At 60.0% G+C, this 22,580-nt stretch carries 27 protein-coding genes; 11 read left to right on the top strand and 16 right to left on the bottom strand.

Annotation, left to right across the window (positions count from 1 at the left end; all coding sequences use genetic code 11):
- Positions 1-15: 15 nt before the first annotated feature.
- The 3 genes from cysN to ACM6HV_RS25360 form a co-directional block, all read right to left on the bottom strand.
- Positions 16-1,914, bottom strand: coding sequence for a sulfate adenylyltransferase subunit CysN (gene cysN / locus ACM6HV_RS25370; protein ID WP_414905573.1), 1,899 nt, complete (start codon positions 1,912-1,914; stop codon positions 16-18).
- 9 nt (positions 1,915-1,923) lie between these two features.
- Positions 1,924-2,841 (bottom strand): sulfate adenylyltransferase subunit CysD, encoded by a 918-nt coding sequence (gene cysD / locus ACM6HV_RS25365; RefSeq protein ID WP_007912374.1) that lies wholly within the window; start codon positions 2,839-2,841, stop codon positions 1,924-1,926.
- Positions 2,842-3,102: 261 nt separating this feature from the next.
- Positions 3,103-3,861 (bottom strand): Nif3-like dinuclear metal center hexameric protein, encoded by a 759-nt coding sequence (locus ACM6HV_RS25360; RefSeq protein ID WP_414905572.1) that lies wholly within the window; start codon positions 3,859-3,861, stop codon positions 3,103-3,105.
- Between the two features lie 103 nt (positions 3,862-3,964).
- Between ACM6HV_RS25360 and algW the strand changes: the two genes are divergently transcribed.
- Positions 3,965-5,119 (top strand): Do family serine endopeptidase AlgW, encoded by a 1,155-nt coding sequence (gene algW / locus ACM6HV_RS25355; protein WP_041072868.1) that lies wholly within the window; start codon positions 3,965-3,967, stop codon positions 5,117-5,119.
- A 122-nt stretch (positions 5,120-5,241) separates the two neighbouring features.
- Here algW and hisC read toward each other — a convergent pair whose 3' ends face one another.
- The 10 genes from hisC to ACM6HV_RS25305 form a co-directional block, all read right to left on the bottom strand.
- Positions 5,242-6,294 (bottom strand): histidinol-phosphate transaminase, encoded by a 1,053-nt coding sequence (gene hisC, locus ACM6HV_RS25350; protein WP_414905571.1) that lies wholly within the window; start codon positions 6,292-6,294, stop codon positions 5,242-5,244.
- Between the two features lie 2 nt (positions 6,295-6,296).
- Entirely contained in the window at positions 6,297-7,622 is a 1,326-nt protein-coding gene (gene hisD / locus ACM6HV_RS25345; protein ID WP_041072864.1) for a histidinol dehydrogenase, read from the bottom strand.
- A gap of 125 nt (positions 7,623-7,747) precedes the next feature.
- Positions 7,748-8,383 carry an ATP phosphoribosyltransferase gene (hisG, locus tag ACM6HV_RS25340; protein WP_041072861.1) on the bottom strand — a complete coding sequence of 212 codons (636 nt, stop codon included), beginning with the start codon at positions 8,381-8,383 and terminating at the stop codon, positions 7,748-7,750.
- A gap of 126 nt (positions 8,384-8,509) precedes the next feature.
- On the bottom strand, positions 8,510-9,775 hold the full coding sequence (murA, locus tag ACM6HV_RS25335; RefSeq protein ID WP_027610854.1) for a UDP-N-acetylglucosamine 1-carboxyvinyltransferase: 1,266 nt from the start codon (positions 9,773-9,775) through the stop codon (positions 8,510-8,512).
- A gap of 22 nt (positions 9,776-9,797) precedes the next feature.
- Positions 9,798-10,037, bottom strand: a complete 240-nt coding sequence (locus tag ACM6HV_RS25330; protein ID WP_007953556.1) for a BolA family protein — start codon at positions 10,035-10,037, stop codon at positions 9,798-9,800.
- Positions 10,038-10,153: 116 nt separating this feature from the next.
- Positions 10,154-10,459, bottom strand: a complete 306-nt coding sequence (locus tag ACM6HV_RS25325; protein WP_041072857.1) for a lipid asymmetry maintenance protein MlaB — start codon at positions 10,457-10,459, stop codon at positions 10,154-10,156.
- Entirely contained in the window at positions 10,456-11,109 is a 654-nt protein-coding gene (locus tag ACM6HV_RS25320; protein ID WP_041072855.1) for a phospholipid-binding protein MlaC, read from the bottom strand. Before ACM6HV_RS25320 ends, ACM6HV_RS25325 begins: the two co-directional genes overlap by 4 nt.
- A gap of 11 nt (positions 11,110-11,120) precedes the next feature.
- Positions 11,121-11,588 (bottom strand): outer membrane lipid asymmetry maintenance protein MlaD, encoded by a 468-nt coding sequence (gene mlaD, locus ACM6HV_RS25315; protein ID WP_007967220.1) that lies wholly within the window; start codon positions 11,586-11,588, stop codon positions 11,121-11,123.
- Positions 11,588-12,385, bottom strand: a complete 798-nt coding sequence (gene mlaE, locus ACM6HV_RS25310; RefSeq protein WP_025109452.1) for a lipid asymmetry maintenance ABC transporter permease subunit MlaE — start codon at positions 12,383-12,385, stop codon at positions 11,588-11,590. Before mlaE ends, mlaD begins: the two co-directional genes overlap by 1 nt.
- On the bottom strand, positions 12,385-13,194 hold the full coding sequence (locus tag ACM6HV_RS25305; RefSeq protein ID WP_003221703.1) for an ATP-binding cassette domain-containing protein: 810 nt from the start codon (positions 13,192-13,194) through the stop codon (positions 12,385-12,387). Before ACM6HV_RS25305 ends, mlaE begins: the two co-directional genes overlap by 1 nt.
- A gap of 275 nt (positions 13,195-13,469) precedes the next feature.
- On the opposite strand from ACM6HV_RS25305, the gene ACM6HV_RS25300 reads away from it, so the two are divergent.
- From ACM6HV_RS25300 to ACM6HV_RS25255, 10 genes are all read left to right on the top strand, one after another.
- Positions 13,470-14,444: a KpsF/GutQ family sugar-phosphate isomerase gene (locus tag ACM6HV_RS25300; RefSeq protein ID WP_027610849.1), complete on the top strand. Its 975-nt coding sequence runs from the start codon at positions 13,470-13,472 to the stop codon at positions 14,442-14,444.
- Entirely contained in the window at positions 14,444-14,968 is a 525-nt protein-coding gene (locus ACM6HV_RS25295; RefSeq protein WP_007967216.1) for a KdsC family phosphatase, read from the top strand. Before ACM6HV_RS25300 ends, ACM6HV_RS25295 begins: the two co-directional genes overlap by 1 nt.
- 8 nt (positions 14,969-14,976) lie before the next feature.
- Positions 14,977-15,549, top strand: coding sequence for an LPS export ABC transporter periplasmic protein LptC (gene lptC, locus ACM6HV_RS25290; RefSeq protein ID WP_414905570.1), 573 nt, complete (start codon positions 14,977-14,979; stop codon positions 15,547-15,549).
- Complete coding sequence (lptA, locus tag ACM6HV_RS25285; protein ID WP_025109456.1) at positions 15,536-16,081, top strand: lipopolysaccharide transport periplasmic protein LptA; 546 nt, start codon at positions 15,536-15,538, stop codon at positions 16,079-16,081. The genes lptC and lptA overlap by 14 nt, the downstream gene beginning before the upstream one ends.
- Positions 16,081-16,806: an LPS export ABC transporter ATP-binding protein gene (lptB, locus tag ACM6HV_RS25280; RefSeq protein WP_041072850.1), complete on the top strand. Its 726-nt coding sequence runs from the start codon at positions 16,081-16,083 to the stop codon at positions 16,804-16,806. Before lptA ends, lptB begins: the two co-directional genes overlap by 1 nt.
- Before the next feature lie 188 nt (positions 16,807-16,994).
- Positions 16,995-18,488: an RNA polymerase factor sigma-54 gene (locus ACM6HV_RS25275; RefSeq protein WP_121183720.1), complete on the top strand. Its 1,494-nt coding sequence runs from the start codon at positions 16,995-16,997 to the stop codon at positions 18,486-18,488.
- Between the two features lie 73 nt (positions 18,489-18,561).
- Positions 18,562-18,870: a ribosome hibernation-promoting factor, HPF/YfiA family gene (gene hpf / locus ACM6HV_RS25270; protein ID WP_025109458.1), complete on the top strand. Its 309-nt coding sequence runs from the start codon at positions 18,562-18,564 to the stop codon at positions 18,868-18,870.
- A gap of 12 nt (positions 18,871-18,882) precedes the next feature.
- The gene (ptsN, locus tag ACM6HV_RS25265; protein ID WP_414905569.1) at positions 18,883-19,347 is read left to right on the top strand and encodes a PTS IIA-like nitrogen regulatory protein PtsN; all 465 of its coding nucleotides are present in this window, start codon (positions 18,883-18,885) and stop codon (positions 19,345-19,347) included.
- Positions 19,348-19,349: 2 nt separating this feature from the next.
- Positions 19,350-20,207, top strand: a complete 858-nt coding sequence (gene rapZ / locus ACM6HV_RS25260; protein ID WP_041072843.1) for an RNase adapter RapZ — start codon at positions 19,350-19,352, stop codon at positions 20,205-20,207.
- 15 nt (positions 20,208-20,222) lie between these two features.
- Entirely contained in the window at positions 20,223-20,498 is a 276-nt protein-coding gene (locus tag ACM6HV_RS25255) for an HPr family phosphocarrier protein (protein WP_414905568.1), read from the top strand.
- 88 nt (positions 20,499-20,586) lie between these two features.
- On the opposite strand, the gene ACM6HV_RS25250 is transcribed toward ACM6HV_RS25255, so the two are convergent.
- From ACM6HV_RS25250 to ACM6HV_RS25240, 3 genes are read right to left on the bottom strand one after another with little or no spacing between them, the layout of a single operon-like run.
- Entirely contained in the window at positions 20,587-21,480 is an 894-nt protein-coding gene (locus ACM6HV_RS25250) for a ZIP family metal transporter (protein WP_414905567.1), read from the bottom strand.
- A 30-nt stretch (positions 21,481-21,510) separates the two neighbouring features.
- Complete coding sequence (locus ACM6HV_RS25245) at positions 21,511-22,122, bottom strand: superoxide dismutase (protein WP_414905566.1); 612 nt, start codon at positions 22,120-22,122, stop codon at positions 21,511-21,513.
- Between the two features lies 1 nt (position 22,123).
- The gene (locus ACM6HV_RS25240; RefSeq protein ID WP_414905565.1) at positions 22,124-22,564 is read right to left on the bottom strand and encodes a hypothetical protein; all 441 of its coding nucleotides are present in this window, start codon (positions 22,562-22,564) and stop codon (positions 22,124-22,126) included.
- Positions 22,565-22,580: the final 16 nt, after the last annotated feature.

The raw sequence follows: 22,580 nt of genomic DNA, 5'->3' as shown, positions 1-22,580 counted from the left end.
ATTTCCGGCTAACGCTTAAATCGCGCCACGCTTGCGCAGCAGATCCAACACCTGCTTGACGCTCTCTTCCAGCGACAGCGACTGCGTGTCGATCACCAGATCAGCATTCAGCGGCACGTCATACGGGAACGACTCACCCGGAATATTATCGCCACCCGCAGCATACAAGCCCTGCGGATCACGCTCGGCACACACCGCCGGCGAGGCCTGCACATAAACCGTCAGCAGACGCTCCTTGCCGATCAGCTCCTTGGCCTGCTCGCGACCTTCAGCACTCGGCGCAACAAACGCCGCCAGGGTCAGCAGACCAGCCTCGTTGAACTGACGCGCCACGTGCGCAGCACGCCGCCAGTTCTCGGTGCGACCGGCACGGTCATGTGGCAAGCCCTTGTTGAGGTCGTGACGCAGGTTCTGCCCATCGAGTACGAACACGGCACGACCCATGTCGAACAACTTGCGCTCGACCGCATAGGCCAGGGTGCTCTTGCCTGCGCCGGACAGGCCGCTGAACAGCACGGTCGCCGGTTGCTGGCCAAAGCGCTGGGCACGTTCTTCGGTAGCAACGTGGGCCAGTTTGCCGTGGTGGGTGGCCGTGCCGTGGCTCAGTGGCTGAGCGACGATCATGCCGGCGCCAACGGTGCCGTTGGTCAAACGGTCAATGACGATGAACGCACCGGTGGTGCGGTTGCTGTCGTAACCGTCGAGGGCGATCGGCGCGTCGAGCGCGATCTTCACCTTGCCGATTTCGTTGAGCTGCAACGCGCTCGCCGGACCTTCTTCAAGGGTGTTCACGTCGACCTTGTTGACGATGCTGGCAATCGAGCCCGGCACGTAACTGGTGGCGCGCTTGATGTCGTATTTCTTGCCCGGCAGCATCGGCTCTTCAGCCATCCACACCAGCATCGCTTCGAAGCTGTCGGTGACCGGCGGCACGTTGTCGGCATGCACCAGCAAGTCGCCACGGGAGATGTCGATTTCGTCTTCCATGGTCAGCGTCACCGCTTGACCAGGACCGGCCTGCTCCAGTTCACCTTCGAAGGTGACGATGGATTTGACGCGGCTGCTCTTGCCCGACGGCAGAACCACCACTTCGTCGCCCTTGTGCACGATCCCGCTGGCGAGGGTGCCGGCGAAGCCGCGGAAGTTCAGGTTCGGACGGTTGACGTATTGCACCGGGAAGCGCAGATCGGTGAAGTTGCGATCACCCGCCACTTCCACGGTCTCGAGGATCTCCATCAGCGACTGCCCTTTGTACCAAGGCGAGCGCTCGGACTTGTTCACCACGTTGTCGCCCTTGAGAGCAGACATCGGCACGAAGTGCATGCTGGTCGGCTTCATCTTCAAGCCTTCGGCGAACTTCAGGTAGTCGGCCTTGATCGACTCGAACACACCTTCATCAAAGTCTTTCAGGTCCATCTTGTTGATGGCGACGACGATGTGCTTGATGCCGAGCAACGAGGCGATGAAGCTGTGGCGACGGGTCTGGGTCTGCACGCCGTAACGGGCATCGACCAGAATGATCGCCAGGTCACAGGTGGATGCACCGGTGGCCATGTTGCGGGTGTACTGCTCATGGCCAGGGGTGTCGGCGATGATGAACTTGCGCTTGGCGGTGGAGAAGTAGCGGTAGGCAACATCGATGGTGATGCCCTGCTCACGCTCGGCCTGCAGGCCGTCGACCAGCAATGCCAGGTCGATGTCGTCACCGGTGGTGCCGACTTTCTTCGAATCGCGGGTGATGGCTTCCAGATGATCTTCGTAGATCATCTTGGAGTCGTGCAGCAGGCGCCCGATCAGGGTGCTCTTGCCGTCATCGACGTTACCGCAGGTCAAAAAGCGCAGCAGCTCTTTACGTTCGTGCTGGCCCAGGTAGGCGAGGATGTCCTCGCTGATCAAATCAGATGCGTGCGACATGACAACCCCTTAGAAATAACCCTGACGTTTCTTGTCTTCCATCGAGCCTGCGCCATCGTGGTCGATGACCCGGCCCTGGCGCTCGGAAGTTCGCGTCAGGAGCATTTCCTGAATGATGTCCGTGAGGCTTTCGGCCTCGGACTCCACCGCGCCCGTCAACGGGTAGCAGCCAAGGGTACGGAAACGCACTTTCTTTTTGACGATGCGCGCCTTGTCCTCGTCGGACAGATGCTCAAGGATGCGCTCGTCGTCGATCATGATCAGGGTGCCGTTCTTCTCGATCACTTCGCGTTCGGCGGCGAAGTACAGCGGCACGATCGGGATGCCTTCGAGGTAGATGTACTGCCAGATGTCCAGTTCGGTCCAGTTCGACAACGGGAACACACGAATGGATTCGCCCTTGTTGACCTTGCCGTTGTAGACGTTCCACAGCTCCGGACGCTGATTCTTCGGGTCCCAGCGGTGCTTGCTGTCGCGGAACGAGTACACACGCTCCTTGGCGCGGGACTTCTCTTCGTCACGACGGGCACCACCGAACGCGGCGTCGAAACCATGCTTGTCGAGTGCCTGCTTCAGGCCCTCGGTCTTCATGATGTCGGTGTGTTTGGCGCTGCCGTGGGTGAACGGGTTGATGTTCTGCGCCACGCCATCGGGGTTGATGTGGGTGATCAGGTCCAGGCCCAGCTCTTCGACCATCTTGTCGCGGAACTTGTACATCTCCTGGAATTTCCAGCGAGTGTCGACGTGCATCACCGGAAACGGCAGTTTGCCCGGGAAGAACGCCTTGCGTGCCAGGTGCAGCATCACGGCGGAGTCTTTACCGATGGAGTACAGCATCACCGGGTTGTCGAACTCGGCGGCCACCTCGCGGATGATGTGGATGCTTTCCGCCTCCAGCTGTTTCAGATGCGTCAGTTTGTCGACCATGGCTACTCACGAAAGCTTTCTTATGAACGGCCAGCGGGCCGTGTTCGAGCGGGGAATCCTAGCACAGCGCCCTCTTCTAATCAGGACGCCAACTAGATCGAAAGGGCATATGAATATGCCCACCGGTTTGCCCCACTAAGCCTGTAGGAGCTGCCGAAGGCTGCGATCTTTTGATCTTGCTTTTAAAAGACAACGTCAAAAGATCGCAGCCTTCGGCAGCTCCTACAGGACAGCATTTCAGATCAGGCTCGCCGGGAGTCGTCAGATCGGGTTCGGGCAGTCGATAAAGATGTGTTCCAGAGCAAAACGTTTTGCCAGGTAGTCGCCCAGCGCCTGCACTCCATAGCGCTCGGTGGCATGGTGGCCGGCGGCGATGAAGCTGATGTCGTTTTCCCGGGCGCTGTGGAAGGTCTGCTCGGAGGCTTCGCCACTGAGGAACAGATCGACGCCCGCCGCCACGCCCTGATCGATATAACTTTGCCCGCCACCGGTGCACCAGCCGACCCGGCGAATCATCGCACTGCCTTCGACCAGCAGTGGCTCGCGCCCCATGACATCCTGAACCTTGCGCGCGAAATCACGCGGGGTCATGGGCTCGTTCAACGAGCCGACCAGCCCGACGATCTTCAGGTTGTCCGGGTCCAACGGCCCTTCAACGGTAATGTCCAGCTGACGAGCCAGTTGCACGTTGTTGCCAACCTCCGGGTGCAGGTCCAGTGGCAGGTGATAAGCGAGCAGACTGATGTCGTGCTTGAGCAGGGTCTTCAGGCGGCGCTGCTTCATGCCGGTGATGCACGGGTTCTCGCCTTTCCAGAAATAGCCGTGATGCACGAGTATCAGATCGGCTTCGGCTTCCACCGCAGCATCGAGCAAGGCCTGACTGGCGGTGACGCCACTGACAATGCGCATCACCTGCGGACGACCTTCGACCTGCAGGCCGTTGGGGCAGTAATCGGCGATTTTCGCACTGCCGAGGTAACGGTCGGCTTCTTCGACCAGGGTGCTGAGGGCGACGGCCATGAAAGACTCCTAAATATCCCGTTCAGAGGCTCGCGCGGCCTCGTATAATGCGCGACATTATCGGCGGTCTGCCCCCGCCTGCAACTTTTCCAGGACGTGCTTAATGCTCAAGGCGCTGCGTTTTTTTGGCTGGCCGCTGTTGGCCGGCGTGCTTATCGCTCTGTTGATTATTCAGCGTTACCCGCAGTGGGTCGGGCTTCCGAGCCTCGACGTCAACCTGCAACAGGCCCCGCAAACCACCAGCGTGCAGCAGGGCCCGGTGTCCTACGCCGACGCGGTGACCATCGCAGCACCGTCGGTGGTCAACCTCTACACCACCAAAGTCATCAACAAACCGGCGCACCCGCTGTTTGAGGACCCACAGTTCCGGCGCTTCTTCGGTGACAACTCGCCGAAGCAGAAACGCATGGAATCGAGCCTCGGTTCCGGCGTGATCATGAGCCCGGAAGGCTACATCCTGACCAACAACCACGTGACCACCGGCGCCGACCAGATCGTGGTGGCACTCAAGGATGGGCGCGAAACCCTCGCCCGCGTCATCGGCAGCGACCCGGAAACCGACCTCGCGGTGCTGAAGATTGACCTGAAAAACCTCCCGGCGATCACCGTCGGTCGCTCCGACAACATCCGTATCGGCGACGTCGCGCTGGCCATCGGCAACCCGTTCGGCGTCGGCCAGACCGTGACCATGGGTATCATCAGCGCCACCGGGCGCAACCAGTTGGGCCTGAACAACTACGAAGACTTCATCCAGACCGACGCGGCGATCAACCCGGGCAACTCCGGCGGCGCACTGGTCGATGCCAACGGCAACCTCACCGGGATCAACACCGCGATCTTCTCCAAGTCCGGCGGCTCGCAGGGCATCGGTTTTGCGATCCCGGTGAAACTGGCAATGGAGGTGATGAAGTCGATCATCGAGCACGGTCAAGTGATTCGTGGCTGGCTCGGTATTGAAGTGCAGCCGCTGACTCAGGAACTGGCCGAGTCGTTTGGCCTGTCCGGGCGTCCGGGAATTGTCGTGGCGGGAATCTTCCGCGATGGCCCGGCACAGAAGGCCGGCCTGCAGCTGGGTGACGTGATTCTGAGTATCGACGGCGAACCGGCGGGTGATGGCCGCAAGTCGATGAACCAGGTGGCGCGGATCAAACCGACCGACAAGGTCACGATTCAAGTGATGCGCAATGGCAAGGAGCTGAAGCTGACCGCGGAAATCGGCCTGCGTCCACCGCCGGCGCCGGTCAAGGAAGAAGAGTAAGGCGCCAGTACAAACCAATGTGGGAGCGAGCCTGCTCGCGAAGAGGTCGTCACAGTCAACAATGATGTTGAATGACAGACCGCTTTCGCGAGCAGGTTCGCTCCCACAGGTTCAGCGGCGGTTTAGAGGTCGCCGAGGCCGTCGATCAGCGCCTGATTCTGCTCCGGCGTACCGATCGAAATCCGCAGGAACTGGGCAATCCGCTCCTGCTTGAAGTGACGCACGATCACGCCCTGCTCGCGCAGCCTGGCCGCCAGCCCGGCCGCATCGTGTTGCGGGTGCCGGGCGAAGATGAAGTTCGCCGCCGACGGCAGCACCTCAAACCCCTTGGCTTGCAATTGCGCGATCACCCATTCACGGCTCTCGATGACCAGACGGCAGGTCTTGTCGAAATACTCGCGATCCTCGAACGCCGCCGCCGCCCCGACAATCGCCAGGCGATCCAGCGGATAGGAGTTGAAGCTGTTTTTGATTCGCTCCAACGCTTCGATCAGATCCGGATGACCCACCGCCAGACCGACGCGCAGGCCGGCCAGCGAGCGCGACTTGGACAAGGTCTGGGTCACCAGCAGGTTCGGATAACGGTCCACCAGGCTGATCGCGGTTTCGCCGCCGAAGTCGATGTACGCTTCATCCACGACCACCACCGAATCCGGGCTGGCCTGGAGGATCTGCTCGACCGCTTCCAGTGCCAGCAGGCAACCGGTCGGTGCGTTCGGATTCGGGAAAATGATCCCGCCGTTCGGTTTGGCGTAGTCCGCCGGGTTGATCTGGAACTGCGCGTCAAGCGGCACGGCGTCGAACTGGATGCCGTACAGACCGCAATACACCGGATAGAAGCTGTAGCTGATGTCCGGAAACAGCAGTGGCTGCTCGTGTTGCAGCAGACCGTGGAAAATGTGCGCGAGCACCTCGTCCGAACCGTTGCCGAGGAACACCTGATTGCTCTGCACGCCGTAGTAGTTGGCGACGGCGGTTTTCAGCACATCGCTGTTCGGATCCGGGTACAGGCGCAGGTTGTCGTTGAGCTCCGCTTGCATCGCCGCCAGGGCTTTGGGCGACGGGCCGTAAGGGTTTTCGTTGGTGTTGAGCTTGACCAGTCTGGTCAGCTTCGGCTGTTCGCCCGGCACATACGGCACCAGATCCTTGACGAACGGGCTCCAGAATTTACTCATGTTCAATTCCCCTTCACTTCGTCTTTGATGCGGTATTCGGCGCTGCGGGCGTGCGCGCTCAGGGATTCGCCACGGGCCAGCACCGAAGCGGTCTTGCCCAGCTCGGAGGCACCGGCCTCGGAGCAGAAGATGATCGACGAACGTTTCTGGAAGTCGTACACGCCCAGCGGTGAGGAGAAACGCGCGGTGCCGGAGGTTGGCAGCACGTGATTCGGGCCGGCGCAGTAATCACCCAGCGCTTCAGAGGTGTGGCGGCCCATGAAGATCGCGCCGGCGTGGCGAATCTGCGGCAGCCAGGCTTGTGGGTCAGCGACCGACAGCTCCAGGTGTTCCGGGGCGATGCGGTTGGCAACTTCGATGGCTTGCGCCATGTCCTTCACGTGAATCAGCGCACCGCGACCATTGATCGAAGTTTCGATGATGGCCGCGCGGTCCATGGTCGGCAGCAGTTTGTCGATGCTCGCCGCGACCTTGTCGAGGAACTCGGCGTCGGGACTGACCAGAATTGCCTGAGCGTCTTCGTCGTGCTCGGCCTGGGAGAACAGGTCCATGGCGATCCAGTCCGGATCGGTCTGGCCGTCGCAGACCACAAGGATTTCCGACGGGCCGGCGATCATGTCGATGCCGACCTGACCGAACACGTGGCGTTTGGCAGTAGCGACATAGATGTTGCCCGGGCCGACCACTTTGTCCACCTGCGGAACGCTTTCGGTACCGTAAGCCAGCGCAGCAACCGCTTGCGCGCCGCCGATGGTGAACACCCGGTCAACGCCGGCAATGCACGCCGCCGCCAGCACCAGCTCATTGATTTCACCGCGCGGGGTCGGCACCACCATGACCACTTCGGCCACGCCGGCAACCTTGGCCGGAATCGCGTTCATCAACACCGACGACGGGTATGACGCCTTGCCGCCCGGCACGTACAGGCCGGCGCGATCCAGCGGCGTGACCTTCTGCCCGAGCACAGTGCCGTCGGCCTCGGTGTAGCTCCAGGAATCCTGTTTCTGTTTTTCGTGGTAGCTGCGCACCCGCGCTGCAGCTTTTTCCAGCGCTTCGCGCTGCGCGACAGTGATGCGGGTCAGGGCCAGTTCCAGACGCTCGCGCGGCAGGATCAGGTCAGCCATCGAGGCGACTTCGAGACCGTCGAATTTCTGGGTGAACTCGACCAGCGCGGCGTCACCGCGTTCGCGCACCGCCTTGATGATGTCCAGCACGCGCTGATTGACCGAGTCGTCAGACACACTTTCCCAGCTCAGCAGATGATCCAGATGATGCGCGAAATCCGGGTCAGCAGCGTTGAGTCGGCGAATTGCAGTCGGTGCGGTCATAGCGAGAGCCTCATAGGAATGGCAAAAACTCAGGCGCCCTAACTTAGCAGTCGTTTCCGCTTGGGCACCTGAGATTCTGGCTATGAGGCGGATAGACGGGCGCGACTCAAGGTCGCGCAAGTACATCAGCCGCGGTGTCGCGATTCCACTGCCGTGCGCAGGGTATCGATCAACGCCTGGATTCGGGCGTGTTGCATCTTCATCGAAGCCTTGTTGACCACCAGGCGCGAGCTGATCGTGGCGATCAGTTCCTGAGGTTCCAGGCCGTTGGCGCGCAGTGTGTTGCCGGTGTCGACCACGTCGATGATCTTGTCGGCCAGACCGATCAGCGGCGCCAGCTCCATCGAGCCGTAGAGCTTGATGATGTCGACCTGACGGCCCTGCTCGGCGTAGTAGCGCTTGGCAACGTTGACGAACTTGGTCGCCACGCGCAGACGGCCCTTGGGCTCGGCTGCGCCGATCTTGCCGGCCGTCATCAGCTTGCACTGGGCAATCTGCAGGTCCAGCGGCTCGTACAGGCCCTGGCCGGTGTATTCCATCAGCACGTCTTTACCGGCGACGCCGAGGTCGGCCGCGCCATGCTCGACATAGGTCGGCACGTCGGTGGCACGCACGATCAACAGACGTACGTCATCCTGAGTGGTGGGGATGATCAGTTTGCGGCTCTTGTCCGGATTCTCGGTCGGCACGATGCCCGCTTCAGCGAGAAGCGGCAGGGTGTCGTCAAGGATGCGGCCCTTGGACAGTGCGATGGTCAACATGGGAAACGTCAGTCCTTATCAAGGTACTCATGTCAGGTCGCAATCGGCGCCGGACACACATCGAGCCGGATACCGGCTCGACTCGAAACAAATTCAGTGGACACCTCCCTGTGCCCAGTGCAGCGACTAGCCCGGAACGCGACGGATCTTGGCGCCCAGCATCTGCAGTTTTTCTTCGATGCACTCGTAACCACGGTCGATGTGGTAAATGCGGTCGATCAGGGTATCGCCCTCGGCCACCAGGGCCGAAATCACCAGACTGGCCGAAGCACGCAGGTCGGTGGCCATCACTGGCGCGCCCTTCAGCACTTCAGTACCGGTGACGATCGCAGTGTTGCCTTCGACCTGGATCCTGGCGCCCATGCGGTGCAGTTCGTACACATGCATGAAACGGTTTTCGAAGATCGTCTCGATTACCGCACCGGTGCCTTCGGCAATGGCGTTGAGCGAGATGAACTGCGCCTGCATGTCGGTCGGGAATGCCGGGTACGGCGCTGTGCGCACGTTGACCGCTTTCGGGCGTTTGCCGTGCATGTTCAGCTCGATCCAGTCTTCACCGCAGGTGATTTCCGCACCGGACTCACGGAGCTTTTCCAGGACTGCTTCAAGAATGGTCGGATCAGTGTCCTTGACCTTGACGCGGCCACCGGTGACCGCAGCGGCCACCAGGTAGGTGCCGGTTTCGATACGGTCAGGCATGACCTTGTAGAAACACGATCCCAGGCGCTCGACGCCATCGATGGTGATGGTGTCGGTACCGGCACCGGAAACCTTGGCGCCCATGGCGTTGAGGAAATTCGCCAGGTCGACGACTTCCGGCTCGCGCGCAGCGTTCTGCAGCACGCTGCGCCCCTTGGCCAGGGCAGCCGCCATCATGATGTTTTCGGTACCGGTCACGCTGACGGTATCGAAGAAGAAGTGCGCACCGCGCAGGCCGCCTTCAGGCGCCTTGGCCTTGATGTAGCCGCCTTCGACGTCGATCACCGCGCCCATGGCTTCGAGACCACGGATGTGCAGGTCAACCGGGCGCGAACCGATGGCGCAACCGCCAGGCAGGGCGACTTCGGCTTCACCGAAACGGGCAACCATCGGCCCCAGAACCAGGATCGAGGCACGCATGGTTTTCACCAGCTCGTACGGCGCGATCAGGGTCTTGATGGTACGCGGGTCGATTTCAACACTGAGTTTCTCGTCGATCACAGGCTCGATGCCCATGCGACCGAACAGCTCGATCATGGTGGTGATGTCGTGCAGGTGCGGCAGGTTGCCAACGGTCACCGGGCCATCGCACAGCAGGGTGGCGGCCAGAATCGGCAGGGCGGAGTTCTTCGCCCCGGAGATACGGATTTCGCCATCAAGACGAACGCCACCGGTAATAATCAATTTATCCATAAGAATCTCGACGCCCTAGGGCTCAGGTGCGCTCGGCCCAGGCCGCGCTGCTGAAAAATTTCATAGTGACCGCGTGGATGCTGCCATCAGCGATCCAAGGGTTCAAATGGGCATAGATGCTTTGCTGACGCTTGACCGGGCTCAACGCCGCCAGTTCATCACTAATCACGTTCAGCTGGAAGTTACAGCCTTCGCCTTCAACTTCCACCTGCGTTCCTGGCAGCTTTCCTTCAAGGAAGCTCTTCACTTCTACGGCCTGCATGCTCAACCTCAATCGGCGCCCTGTGCGCACGGGTCGGACATCATACAAAAAAGCCCCGCGCCTGCGAACCCCGCATTGGCAGGACTCTGACGGGGGGCTTGTTTGTCGATGCGGGTTCAGGGGTGCGCCAGCAACTCGGTCAGTTCGCTGACCTGAGCGATTTCGCGCATGTCTTCCGGCATCGCGCGGATGCTGACGGCCTTGCCGGCCGCCCGGGCATCGCGCATGAAGCACAGCAGCAAGGACAAGCCGACGCTGCTGGACTTCTTCACTGCCGAACAATCAATCACCAGCGATGCCGCCTTGCTGGACTTGATCAGCGCCTGGCCTTCCTTGCGCAGGTCGGGGCCCGTGCGATAGTCCAGCACTCCGCTGAGCAATAGCTCGTCGACATCACTCATACGAACTGCCGCCTCATTCATTGCGCTGGCTTCTCGGCAGCTTTCTCGGTGGTTTCCTTGGCCTTGGCCACTTCGCCAGCCCAATTGTTGATGGTCTTGTCCAGATCGTTGCCATTGCGCTGCATCGCATCCGCGAACTGATCACGGAACAGCTTGCCGATGTTGATACCGTTGATGATCACGTTGCGCAGCTTCCACTCGCCGTTGATCTTCTCCAGCGTGTACTGCACCGGATAGATCGCGCCGTTGCTGCCCTTGACGGTCATGCCGACGCTGGTGCGATCACCCGATTCATCCTTGGCCGGATCAACCGTGATGCCCTGATTGTTGTATTCGAGCAAGGCATTGCCGTAGAACTGGAACAGGCCTTTCTTGAAGTTTTCCTGGAAGGTCTGCATCTGCGCAGGCGTGGCCTTGCGCGAATACTTGACCGTCATGATGCTCTTGGAAATGCCCTCGGCATCCACTACCGGGCCGACGATGTTGTTCAACGCGGCATAGAAATCAGCCGGATCCTGCTTGTATTTCGCTTTGTTGGCCGACAGGTCGGCCAGCATCCGGTTCGTGGTGTCCTGAACCAGATCGTGCGCCGATTGCCCGGGCGCAGCGTTAGCCAGCAGTGGCAGTGTCGCAAGCAACACCAACAGGCCACGTCGCAAGGTAGAGATCATTCAAAAGCTCCTCATTTGGCGTCTTTGCTAACGGTATTGAGCAGGAATTTACCGATCAGGTCTTCCAGTACCAGAGACGACTGCGTGTCGTGGATGGTTCCACCATCCTTCAGACGAGTGTCTTCCCCACCCACGCTGATACCGATGTACTTCTCGCCCAACAGGCCAGCGGTCAGGATAGACGCTGTGGAGTCGGTCGGCAGGTTGTCGACCTTTTTGTCCACTTGCAGGGTGACCCGACCGGTGAAGCTGTCGCGATCCAGATCGATGGCCGTGACCTTGCCGATGGTTACACCGGCCATGGTCACTTTGGCTCTGACCGTCAAACCGGCGATATTGTCGAAGTAGGCATACAGCTTATAGGTGTCGGTGGTCGAGGTCGGAGACAGGCCACTGACCCGCAGCGCAAGCAGTAACAAGGCCAGGATCCCTGCCAGCAGGAACAGGCCGACACCGATTTCCAGGGTGCGGTTTTGCATCAGAAATCTCCAAACATCAAAGCGGTCAGAATAAAGTCCAGGCCGAGCACTGCCAGCGAGGCAAACACCACGGTCTTGGTGGTGGCACGACTGATACCCTCGGAAGTGGGCTCACAGTCATAGCCTTGGAATACGGCAATCCAGGTCACTACAAAGGCGAAAACAATACTTTTGATCACGCCGTTGAGCACGTCACTGGTGAAATTCACGCTGTTCTGCATGTTCGCCCAATAAGAGCCTTCATACACACCCAGCCAGTCGACAGCCACCCACGAACCACCCCAGATGCCTACCACGCTGAAAATCATCGCCAGCACCGGCAGGGAAATGAAACCGGCCCACAGGCGCGGAGCAATGATGTACTTGAGCGGGTCGACGCCGATCATTTCCAGGCTGGAAAGCTGTTCGGTGGACTTCATGTTGCCGATTTCGGCCGTCAGCGCCGAACCGGCACGCCCGGCAAACAGCAGCGCCGTCACCACCGGACCCAACTCTCGCAACAAGGTCAGGGCAACCATCTGCCCCACTGCCTGCTCCGAACCGTAGCTCGACAGAATACTGAAGCCCTGCAGCGCCAGCACCATGCCGATGAAAATCCCGGAGACGACGATGATCACCAGCGACATCACGCCAACCGAATGCAGTTGCTTGACCAGCAGACCAAAACCGCCGCTGATGCCGCCACGACCGAGCAGGGCGTGAAACAGGAACAGGGTCGCGCGGCCAAACACCGCCACGGCGTCGATCGCCGTCTCGCCAAAGCGGCGTACGCGTTCTATCAATGAAATTCTGCGCATCAGCGCTTCCCCAGAAGATCTGCGCGGTAATCCGTCGCTGGAAAATGGTACGGCACCGGGCCATCGGGGTTGCCGGTCATGAACTGGCGAATACGCGGTTCATCCGAGTTCATCAATTCGTCCGGCGTGCCCTGCCCCAGCACCTGACCATCACCCACTACATAGATGTAGTCAGCGATGCTCGCGGTTTCGGCCAGGTCGTGGGAAACCACAATGCTGGTAATGCCCAGCGCATCGTTGAGCAGACGGATCAGGCGCACCAGCACGCCCATAGCGATCGGATCCTGACCAACAAAAGGCTCGTCATACATGAGAATCTGCGGATCGAGTGCGATCGCCCGCGCCAGCGCCACGCGACGTTTCATGCCGCCGGACAGTTCGTCAGGCATCAGCTCGATCGCGCCGCGCAGTCCAACCGCCTGCAATTTGAGCAGGACGATGTCGCGGATCATCTCGTCCGGTAATTGGGTATGAACCCGCAAGGGGAAAGCGACGTTCTCGAAGACATCGAGATCGGTGAACAGCGCGCCACTCTGAAACAGCACGCCCATGTGCTTTCGCGCATCGAACAGATCACTGCGCGACAGCGTCGGCAGGTTCTGACCGTTGACCCAGACTTCCCCGCTGGAGGGACGCAATTGCGCGCCCATCAGTCGCAGCAGCGTGGTCTTGCCACACCCGGAAGGCCCCATGATGCCGGTAACCTTGCCACGCGGGATGCGAATATCGACGTTATTGAAAATGCTGCGCGCACCGCGCTTGAAGGAGACTCCCTTCAGCTCGACCGCGTAGGCGTTATCGGCACTCATCTAAACTCCTTGCGATGCAGCCTCTCACTCGGACGCCTGGCTTTCCGCAGAAAGCACATACCTCCCGGGCAGGCCGAACTGGCGGCGAACTATATCACTGCAAACGCCAAGCGCCCAAGGCCCATGCCCTTCCGCGTTCAACGATATGACAGGCCCGATGGCACTTTTTCGGGGTTTTGGTTGCCAGGAATGACAAAGCTCGACGAACTTGCGTGAGGCTTTTCAACATAACCGCTATAATCGCCGCCTTTTCATCGGGCTATACGATTTCTGACATGAGCCAATCCAGCGACCTGATTCAATCGGCACAACGCACCATCCGCCTCGAAGTGGAAGCCGTACAAGGCTTGTTGCCCCATATCGACGCCGATTTCGTACGCGCTTGCGAGATGATTCTGGCCAGCAAGGGCCGTGTGGTCGTGGTCGGCATGGGTAAATCCGGGCACGTCGGCAACAAGATTGCCGCGACCCTGGCCAGCACCGGCACCCCGGCCTTTTTTGTTCATCCAGCCGAAGCCAGCCACGGTGACATGGGCATGATCACCCGCGATGACGTGATCCTCGCCCTCTCCAACTCCGGCTCGACCAACGAAATCGTCACCCTGCTGCCACTGATCAAGCGCCTCGGCATCCAGCTGATCAGCCTCACCGGCAACCCGCAGTCGCCACTGGCCAAGGCCGCCGAAGTCAATCTCAACGTTCACGTCGAGCACGAAGCCTGCCCGCTGAACCTGGCACCGACTTCCTCGACCACCGCTGCGCTGGTCATGGGCGATGCCCTGGCCGTGGCGCTGCTGGAAGCCCGGGGTTTTACCGCCGAAGATTTTGCTTTCTCCCACCCGGGCGGCGCCTTGGGTCGACGCCTGTTGCTGAAAGTGGAAAACGTCATGCACGCCGGCCAGGAGCTGCCGCAAGTGCAACGCGGCACCCTGCTCAAGGACGCGCTCATGGAAATGACCCGCAAGGGCCTGGGCATGACCGCGATCGTTGAAGCCGATGGCAAACTCGCCGGGATCTTCACCGACGGCGACTTGCGCCGCACCCTGGATCGCAGCATCGACATCCGCAGCGCCACCATTGACCAGGTCATGACCGCGCACGGCAAGACCGCACGGCCCGAGATGCTCGCCGCCGAAGCGCTGAAAATCATGGAAGACCACCGAATCAACGCACTGGTGGTCGTGGACGAAGAAGATCGCCCGATCGGCGCCTTCAACCTCTCCGATCTGCTGCGTGCAGGAGTGATGTAATGACAACCGATCTGCTGCAACGCGGCAAAGCGATCAAACTGGCGGTGTTCGACGTCGATGGTGTCCTGACCGACGGGCGCCTGTACTTCCTCGAAGACGGCAGCGAATTCAAGACCTTCAACACCCTCGACGGCCAGGGCATCAAGATGCTGATGAATGCCGGCGTCGAAACCGCCATCATCAGCGGCCGCAAGACGCCGGTGGTCGAGCGCCGGGCGAAGAACCTCGGCATCCCGCACCTGTTTCAGGGCCGCGAAGACAAATTGGTGGTTCTGGACGGACTATTGGCGCAACTGGGCCTAAGCTATGAACAGGTCGCCTACCTCGGTGACGACCTGCCTGACCTGCCGGTGATCCGCCGCGTAGGCTTGGGCATGGCCGTGGCCAATGCTGCCGACTTCGTGCGCGAACACGCCCATGGCGTCACTCGGGCCCGCGGTGGCGAAGGTGCCGCCCGAGAGTTCTGCGAATTGATCCTGCGCGCCCAGGGCCGCCTCGATGCGGCCAACGCCGCGTACCTGTGAGCCAAACCATGTTTAGCAAAAAATTTCGCAACTTCCTGTTGTTCGGCTGTATCGCTGCCCTGTTCGCAGCGGTCGGCTACTGGAACATCAGCCCTGAACGGTTCCTCGACAAACCTGTGACCAAGGTCGAAGACACCGCCATCGACTGGTACGCCACGAACACGCATACCCTGCAATACCTTCCGGACGGCAAGGTGCAGTACGAAATGACGTCGGACAAGGCCGAGCATCTGAAAGCGACGGACGTGACACTGGTCACCAAACCCGACCTCAACATGTTCCGCGGCACAGACTTTCCGTGGCACGTGACCAGCGAGCGTGGCGAAGTGAACCCGGACGGAACCCAGGTAGAACTGATCGACTCGGTACGCATCAAGCGCACCGATGAAAAGAAACGCGACACCCTTATCACCAGCACCCGCATGACGGTGTTCCCTCAGCAGCAATATGCGCAGACCGAGCAACCCGTTAGAATCGACGGCGCTGGCGGTGTATCGACTGGCGTGGGAATGAAGGCGTATTTGAAGGATAGCAGGATACACCTGCAATCGAACGTAAGAGGACAGTATGAGGCTCGTTAAAACCCTCCCTATTTTGCTCAGTCTGGGCGCAGCACTGGGAAGCGTGAGCGCCTGGGCTCTGCCGAACGATCAGCAGCAACCTATCCGCATTCAGGCCGACGACGCCCAACTGGACGACAAGAACGGCATCGCCACCTATAAAGGTGACGTGATCATCACCCAGGGTTCGATGATCGTTAAGGGCAATACGGTAACCATCACCCGTACCCCGACCGGCGACATCGACGTGGTGACCTCGGTGGGTAACCTTGCCTACTTCGAGCAGTTGCAAACCCAGGGTGACACCAAGCCTGTACAGGGCTGGGGCGTGACGATCCAGTATCACGCCGCGCAAAACCGCGTCGTGCTGATCGACAAGGCCAAGGTTGTCGACAAGGACAACAACACCACCCAGGGCGAGAAAATCGTCTATGACACGGTGAGAAAACTGGCCAGCGCCGGTCGCGCTACCGGCAACAAGGTCACCGAGACGCGTCCGCGCATCGACATGGTGATCCAGCCGAAGAAGAAAACCGACGAGAAAACCCAGTAATGGCAACTCTGAAAGCTCAGCACCTGGCCAAGGCCTATAAAAGCCGCCAGGTCGTGCGTGACGTCAGTCTGTCGATCGACAGCGGCCAGATCGTCGGCCTGCTCGGCCCGAACGGCGCCGGCAAGACCACCTGCTTCTACATGATCGTCGGCCTGGTGCAGGCCGATCAGGGCCGCGTACTGATCGACGATCTGGACGTCAGCCACCAGCCAATGCACGGTCGCGCCAAGGCCGGTATCGGCTATCTGCCGCAAGAAGCGTCGATCTTCCGCAAACTGTCGGTGGCCGACAACATCATGGCCATCCTCGAGACCCGCCAGGAGCTCGACAAGGCCGGCCGTCGCAAGGAGCTGGAAAGCCTGCTGCAGGAATTCCATATCAGCCACATCCGCGACAACCTCGGCATGAGCCTGTCCGGTGGTGAACGCCGTCGGGTGGAAATCGCCCGCGCCCTGGCGACCGCCCCGAAATTCATCCTGCTCGACGAACCGTTCGCCGGTGTCGACCCGATCTCGGTCGGCGACATCAAGCAGATCATCCATCACCTCAAGGCCAAGGGCATCGGTGTGCTGATCACCGACCACAACGTGCGTGAGACGCTGGATATCTGCGAGACCGCCTACATCGTCAACGACGGTCAACTGATCGCTGAAGGCGATGCGGCAACCATCCTTGCCAACGATCTGGTGAAGGAAGTGTACCTGGGCCACGAGTTCCGCCTCTAAAGCGCGAGCGCATTCGGCCAGCCGTCCGGGTGCTGTAACGTTGAAGCGCTTTTTTTATACGCTTTATTGTTACAGCGCTCTAGGCAAACACGACAGTTTCAGGCATATAATTTGCTTAAGTTTGGCGCTTCGGCGCCCTGTAGTGGATGGCGCATGCGCGCCGGCGAATAAGGTGTTAAGCCCCTGCCATGAAACCATCGCTAGTCTTGAGAATGGGCCAGCAGCTGACGATGACACCGCAGCTGCAACAGGCCATCCGCCTGCTCCAATTGTCGACCCTGGACCTGCAACAGGAAATCCAGGAGGCCCTGGAATCCAATCCGATGCTCGAGCGCCAGGAAGAAGGCGACGACTTCGACAACTCCGATCCATTGGCCGACAACGCCGAACAAAAACCCAACACCGAGATTCAGGAACCCTCCTATCAGGAAACCGCCCCGACGGTGGACAACCTGGAGGAAGGTGAATGGAACGAGCGCATTCCTAACGAATTGCCCGTCGATACCGCCTGGGAAGACGTGTACCAGACCAGCGCCAGCAGCCTGCCCAGCAGCGATGACGACGAGTGGGACTTCACCACCCGCACCTCCGCCGGGGAAAGCCTGCAAAGCCATCTGCTGTGGCAACTGAACCTGGCGCCGATGTCCGACACCGACCGCCTGATCGCCGTGACCCTGATCGATTGCATCAACAATCAGGGCTACCTCGACGAAACCCTCGAAGAAATTCTCGACGCCTTTGATCCGGAACTCGACATCGAGCTGGACGAGATCGAAGCCGTCCTGCATCGCATCCAGCAGTTCGAACCCGCCGGCATCGGCGCGCGCAACCTCGGCGAATGCCTGTTGCTGCAACTGCGTCAGCTCCCGGCCAAGACTCCTTGGCTGAACGAGGCCAAGCGTCTGGTCAGCGATTACATCGATCTGCTTGGCAGTCGCGACTACAGCCAGCTGATGCGACGCATGAAGCTCAAGGAAGACGAGCTGCGTCAGGTCATCGAGCTGGTGCAGAGCCTCAATCCGCGTCCGGGTTCACAGATCGAATCCACCGAAGCCGAGTACGTGGTGCCTGACGTGATTGTGCGCAAGGACAACGAACGCTGGCTGGTCGAGCTGAATCAGGAGTCTGTGCCTCGTCTGCGGGTCAATGCGCAGTACGCCGGGTTCGTGCGGCGCGCCGACACCAGCGCCGACAACACCTTCATGCGCAATCAGCTGCAGGAAGCGCGGTGGTTCATCAAGAGCCTGCAAAGCCGCAATGAAACCCTGATGAAAGTCGCCACCCAGATCGTCGAGCACCAACGGGGCTTCCTGGAATACGGTGACGAAGCCATGAAACCGTTGGTCCTGCATGACATCGCCGAGGCGGTCGGCATGCACGAATCGACGATTTCCCGGGTCACCACGCAGAAATTCATGCATACCCCTCGGGGCATTTATGAACTGAAATACTTTTTCTCCAGCCACGTCAGCACCTCTGAAGGCGGTGAATGCTCATCCACGGCGATCCGCGCGATCATCAAAAAACTGGTCGCGGCGGAAAATCAGAAAAAGCCATTGAGTGACAGCAAGATCGCTGGTTTACTGGAGGCACAAGGCATTCAGGTGGCTCGCCGCACCGTCGCCAAGTACCGCGAATCCCTCGGGATCGCGCCTTCGAGCGAACGCAAGCGGTTGATGTAAGCCACGTTACAGCGTTCCAGTGGCAGGCTATCCGGCCTGCCGCTTTATGCACTGGCAACGAAGGAGAAGCTGTATGCAAGTCAACATCAGTGGACACCAACTGGAAGTGACCGAACCTCTGCGCACCTACATCAACGAGAAACTCGAACGATTGGAGCGCCATTTCGACAAGATCACCAACGTGCAAGTCACGATGTGCGTCGAAAAGCTCAAGCAGAAAATCGAAGCCACCTTGCATATACCCGGCAGCGAAGTGGTCGCCAACGCAGAAGATACCGACATGTACGCTGCGATCGACTCACTGACCGACAAGCTGGATCGCCAACTCAAAAAGCATAAGGAAAAGACCCAGAGCCTCCTCCAGGGCGCAACCGGTCGTTAACACTCCCAACCCATGATCCGACTTGAAAGTATCCTGACCCCCGGCCGTTCCCTGGTGAACGTGCCGGGCGGCAGTAAAAAGAAAGCCCTCGAACAGATTGCCAACCTCATCCATAAAGAAGTGCCGGATCTGGCCATGCAGGATGTGTTCGATGCGCTGATCGCCCGTGAGAAACTCGGTTCCACCGGTTTCGGCAACGGCATCGCCATTCCCCACTGTCGCCTCAAAGGCTGCGAAGCGCCTATCAGCGCATTGATGCACCTTGATGCCCCCATTGATTTCGATGCCATCGACGGCGCTCCGGTTGACTTGCTGTTTGTCCTGCTGGTCCCGGAAGCGGCCACCGATGCTCACCTGGAATTACTGCGCCAGATCGCCAGCATGCTCGATCGCAAGGAAGTGCGTGAAAAACTGCGCAGCGCACCGAGTAAAGAAGCCTTGTATCAGGTCGTCCTGAGCGAGCAGAACGGTCATTAATCATGCGTTTGATCATCGTCAGCGGCCGCTCCGGCTCGGGTAAAAGTACTGCCCTGGATGTCCTTGAGGACAACGGCTACTACTGCATCGACAACCTGCCGGCCGGCCTGCTGCCGGAACTCGCCGAACGCGCCCTGATTCATACCGAGCTGGCCCAGCCGCTGGTGGCCGTGTCGATCGATGCACGCAATCTGCCGAGCCACCTGTCGCGTTTCCCCGAACTGCTTGAAGAAGTCCGTGCCCGGCACATCCAGTGCGATGTGCTGTATCTGGATGCTGACGAAGAAACGCTGCTCAAGCGCTTCTCGGAAACCCGCCGGCGCCATCCGCTGAGCACTGCCAATCGTTCGCTGGCCGAAGCGATTCAAGACGAAACGGCCCTGCTCGGCCCGATTGCGGACCTGGCCGACCTCAAGGTCAATACCACCAACCTGAATCTGTACCAACTGCGTGACACCATCAAGTTGCGCCTGCTGAACCAGCCGGAGCCGGGCACGGCGTTTCTGGTCGAGTCGTTCGGCTTCAAGCGCGGCATGCCGGTGGATGCAGATCTGGTGTTCGACGTGCGCTGCCTGCCTAATCCGTACTGGAAGCCGGAGCTACGCGCCCAATCGGGTCTCGATGCACCGGTCGCCGAATACCTGGCGGCGCAACCGGAAGTCGAGGAGATGTATCAGGATATCTTCGGCTATCTGAATAAATGGCTGCCACGCTTTGCTGCGAGCAACCGCGCCTACGTCACCATTGCCATTGGCTGCACAGGTGGGCATCACCGCTCCGTTTACCTGACCGAACGTCTGGGTCAGGCCCTGCAGAAAACCCTGAAGAACGTCCAGGTTCGCCACCGCGACCTCACTTAAAGGATTCACACCGCGATGCCTGCTCTGGAAATCGAAATCATCAATAAACTGGGCCTGCATGCCCGAGCTTCGGCCAAGTTCGTCGGGGTGGCGGGCAAGTTCCCGGATTGCACGATCAGAGTGGGTCGTACACCAGAAACAACCGTGGACGGTAAAAGCATCATGGCGATGATGATGCTGGCTGCCGGCAAGGGCACGAAGATCTATCTGAGTACTGAAGGCCATCAGGAACAGGAAGCGCTGGATGCGCTGGTGGAGTTGATCAACAACTACTTCGACGAAGGCGGCTGACAGCTCAGAAACAAAAGATCGCAGCCTTCGGCAGCTCCTACATTGGAATGCGTTCACTGTAAGAGCTGCCGAAGGCTGCGATGTTTTTTCAGCCCAACGCCGTATCCATCACCATCATCAGACAAAACCCGATCAGCAAGCCAAGACTGGCCAGTTTGTCATGACCATTGCGTCGCGACTCGGGGATCACCTCATGCGTCACCACCAGCAACATCGCTCCCGCGGCCAGCGCCAGCCCCAACGGCAACAACAACTCTGCCAGGCTGACCAGCCACGCACAGAGCAGCGCAAACACCGGCTCGACCAGCCCTGACGCCGCACCGATCAAAAACGCCTTGACCCGCGACATCCCGGCCCCGGCCAACACCAACGCAATCACTAACCCCTCCGGCACATCCTGCAAGGCGATGCCCATCGCCAGACTGTCGGCATCCGGCATGCCGCCGCCAGCAGACACCCCCACCGCCATGCCTTCCGGGATGTTGTGAGCAATGATGGCGAAGACAAACAACCAGATCCTTGGCGGGATCACCGGGCGCTCAGAGGTACCGACGAGCATTTCCGGTGAGGCGCCGGACAGTTTCAGGTCCACCAGATACAGACCGAATGCACCGAGCATGATGCCGAAACAGATCAACCCGCTGGCGCCCCAGGGTGTCAGGCCCAGACTTTCGGCAGCAGCGATGCCCGGCACGATCAGCGAAAACGCAGTCGCCGCCAGCATCACGCCGGCACCAAAACCCAGCAGCGTATCGCTGAGCCTCTGCGGCATGCGCCGGATCACCAGCACCGGCACCGCGCCGAGCGCCGTGCCGAGGGCGCAGATTGCGCCCCCCTGCAAGGCCCGCGACAGTTTCGGCTGCAGACCCAGCCACTCCAGCCCATGCGCCACCAGCAAAGTCATGCCCGCCAGCAGCAACAGCGACCCGACCGCGTAACGAAACATGCGCCCACCACCAATCGCCAGTGTTTCAGTACCCATAGTCAGCCTTGGATTGTTTTTATGGATGACTTAAACCAGAGCAGCCTGATAACGCGCGGCCACTTCAGGCCAATTGATCACGTTGTAGAACGCGTTGATGTATTCCGGACGGCGGTTCTGATAGCGCAGGTAGTAGGCGTGTTCCCATACATCCAGACCGAGAATCGGCGTATTGCCGTTCATCAGCGGACTGTCCTGGTTGCCGCTGCTTTCCACGATCAATGTCTTCTCTGGAGTGACGCTGAGCCAGGCCCAGCCACTGCCGAAACGGGTCAGCGCGGCTTTGGTGAAGGCTTCCTTGAAGCTGTCGAGACCGCCCAGTTGCTCCTCGATCGCCTTGGCCAGCGCGCCCTCAGGCTTGCCGCCACCGTTGGGCACCATGATTTCCCAGAACAACGAATGGTTGGCGTGACCGCCACCCTGATTGATCACGGCCGCACGGAGTTTTTCCGGTAACTGCTGAACGCTGGCGACCAGTTTTTCCACTGGCCACTCGGCGTACTCAGTGCCTTCGACGGCGGCGTTGAGGTTGTTGATGTAGGTCTGGTGGTGCTTGGTGTAGTGAATCTCCATGGTTTGCGCATCGATGTGCGGTTCCAGGGCGTCGTAGGCGTACGGCAAGGCAGGCAAGGTAAAAGCCATTTCAGTGGACTCCATGGTGATGTGAGGCTGATGCGCGGCGTGCATGGCCGGTGTCCGGGTGCAGCAGGCGCTGGGTGCGCGGGTATTCGCCGTGTTCGCTGATGAAATTCAGCAGTTCGACGTAGGTCTTGCTGCTCTGACGCAACGCTGCCTCACGCAGGGCCGGGCGCAGGCGCTCGTCCTGCATGGTCTGCAATAACCGTTGATGAATCGCGCAGAGGTACTCGGCGCTCTCCTCCGGCTGGTTCAGGCGCAGGTGCAGATCCGCCAGGTTGTGGTGGGAGATGACGCAGGCCGCCACTGCTTCGTCGGCGTCCGCCCAGCGTTCAAACAGCACTTGCGCCAAGGCCAGGGCCTGCAGGTAAGCCTCGCGGGCATCAATCAGCTCGCCCAGCATGAAGCAGCGATTGGCCCGTTCGATCGTGCGTTTCCAGTGCTCCATGGTGAACCTCCAAAGC

This window comes from Pseudomonas sp. IT-P260, from assembly GCF_949768395.1.
Lineage (GTDB): Bacteria > Pseudomonadota > Gammaproteobacteria > Pseudomonadales > Pseudomonadaceae > Aquipseudomonas > Aquipseudomonas parakoreensis.
This window is presented reverse-complemented; position numbering and strand designations above follow the sequence as displayed.

Coding starts and splice junctions, on each gene's coding strand:
- ACM6HV_RS25325 (WP_041072857.1), bottom strand. CDS start 10,459: ATGAATGAGGCGGCAGTTCGTATGAGTGATGTCGACGAGCTATTGCTC.
- ACM6HV_RS25300 (WP_027610849.1), top strand. CDS start 13,470: ATGAGCCAATCCAGCGACCTGATTCAATCGGCACAACGCACCATCCGC.
- lptB (WP_041072850.1), top strand. CDS start 16,081: ATGGCAACTCTGAAAGCTCAGCACCTGGCCAAGGCCTATAAAAGCCGC.
- cysN (WP_414905573.1), bottom strand. CDS start 1,914: ATGTCGCACGCATCTGATTTGATCAGCGAGGACATCCTCGCCTACCTG.
- lptA (WP_025109456.1), top strand. CDS start 15,536: ATGAGGCTCGTTAAAACCCTCCCTATTTTGCTCAGTCTGGGCGCAGCA.
- murA (WP_027610854.1), bottom strand. CDS start 9,775: ATGGATAAATTGATTATTACCGGTGGCGTTCGTCTTGATGGCGAAATC.
- ACM6HV_RS25240 (WP_414905565.1), bottom strand. CDS start 22,564: ATGGAGCACTGGAAACGCACGATCGAACGGGCCAATCGCTGCTTCATG.
- ACM6HV_RS25275 (WP_121183720.1), top strand. CDS start 16,995: ATGAAACCATCGCTAGTCTTGAGAATGGGCCAGCAGCTGACGATGACA.
- algW (WP_041072868.1), top strand. CDS start 3,965: ATGCTCAAGGCGCTGCGTTTTTTTGGCTGGCCGCTGTTGGCCGGCGTG.
- ACM6HV_RS25320 (WP_041072855.1), bottom strand. CDS start 11,109: ATGATCTCTACCTTGCGACGTGGCCTGTTGGTGTTGCTTGCGACACTG.
- ACM6HV_RS25360 (WP_414905572.1), bottom strand. CDS start 3,861: ATGGCCGTCGCCCTCAGCACCCTGGTCGAAGAAGCCGACCGTTACCTC.
- ACM6HV_RS25255 (WP_414905568.1), top strand. CDS start 20,223: ATGCCTGCTCTGGAAATCGAAATCATCAATAAACTGGGCCTGCATGCC.
- mlaE (WP_025109452.1), bottom strand. CDS start 12,385: ATGCGCAGAATTTCATTGATAGAACGCGTACGCCGCTTTGGCGAGACG.
- ptsN (WP_414905569.1), top strand. CDS start 18,883: ATGATCCGACTTGAAAGTATCCTGACCCCCGGCCGTTCCCTGGTGAAC.
- hisD (WP_041072864.1), bottom strand. CDS start 7,622: ATGACCGCACCGACTGCAATTCGCCGACTCAACGCTGCTGACCCGGAT.
- hisG (WP_041072861.1), bottom strand. CDS start 8,383: ATGTTGACCATCGCACTGTCCAAGGGCCGCATCCTTGACGACACCCTG.
- rapZ (WP_041072843.1), top strand. CDS start 19,350: ATGCGTTTGATCATCGTCAGCGGCCGCTCCGGCTCGGGTAAAAGTACT.
- mlaD (WP_007967220.1), bottom strand. CDS start 11,588: ATGCAAAACCGCACCCTGGAAATCGGTGTCGGCCTGTTCCTGCTGGCA.
- hpf (WP_025109458.1), top strand. CDS start 18,562: ATGCAAGTCAACATCAGTGGACACCAACTGGAAGTGACCGAACCTCTG.
- cysD (WP_007912374.1), bottom strand. CDS start 2,841: ATGGTCGACAAACTGACGCATCTGAAACAGCTGGAGGCGGAAAGCATC.
- ACM6HV_RS25295 (WP_007967216.1), top strand. CDS start 14,444: ATGACAACCGATCTGCTGCAACGCGGCAAAGCGATCAAACTGGCGGTG.
- ACM6HV_RS25245 (WP_414905566.1), bottom strand. CDS start 22,122: ATGGCTTTTACCTTGCCTGCCTTGCCGTACGCCTACGACGCCCTGGAA.
- ACM6HV_RS25305 (WP_003221703.1), bottom strand. CDS start 13,194: ATGAGTGCCGATAACGCCTACGCGGTCGAGCTGAAGGGAGTCTCCTTC.
- hisC (WP_414905571.1), bottom strand. CDS start 6,294: ATGAGTAAATTCTGGAGCCCGTTCGTCAAGGATCTGGTGCCGTATGTG.
- lptC (WP_414905570.1), top strand. CDS start 14,977: ATGTTTAGCAAAAAATTTCGCAACTTCCTGTTGTTCGGCTGTATCGCT.
- ACM6HV_RS25330 (WP_007953556.1), bottom strand. CDS start 10,037: ATGCAGGCCGTAGAAGTGAAGAGCTTCCTTGAAGGAAAGCTGCCAGGA.
- ACM6HV_RS25250 (WP_414905567.1), bottom strand. CDS start 21,480: ATGGGTACTGAAACACTGGCGATTGGTGGTGGGCGCATGTTTCGTTAC.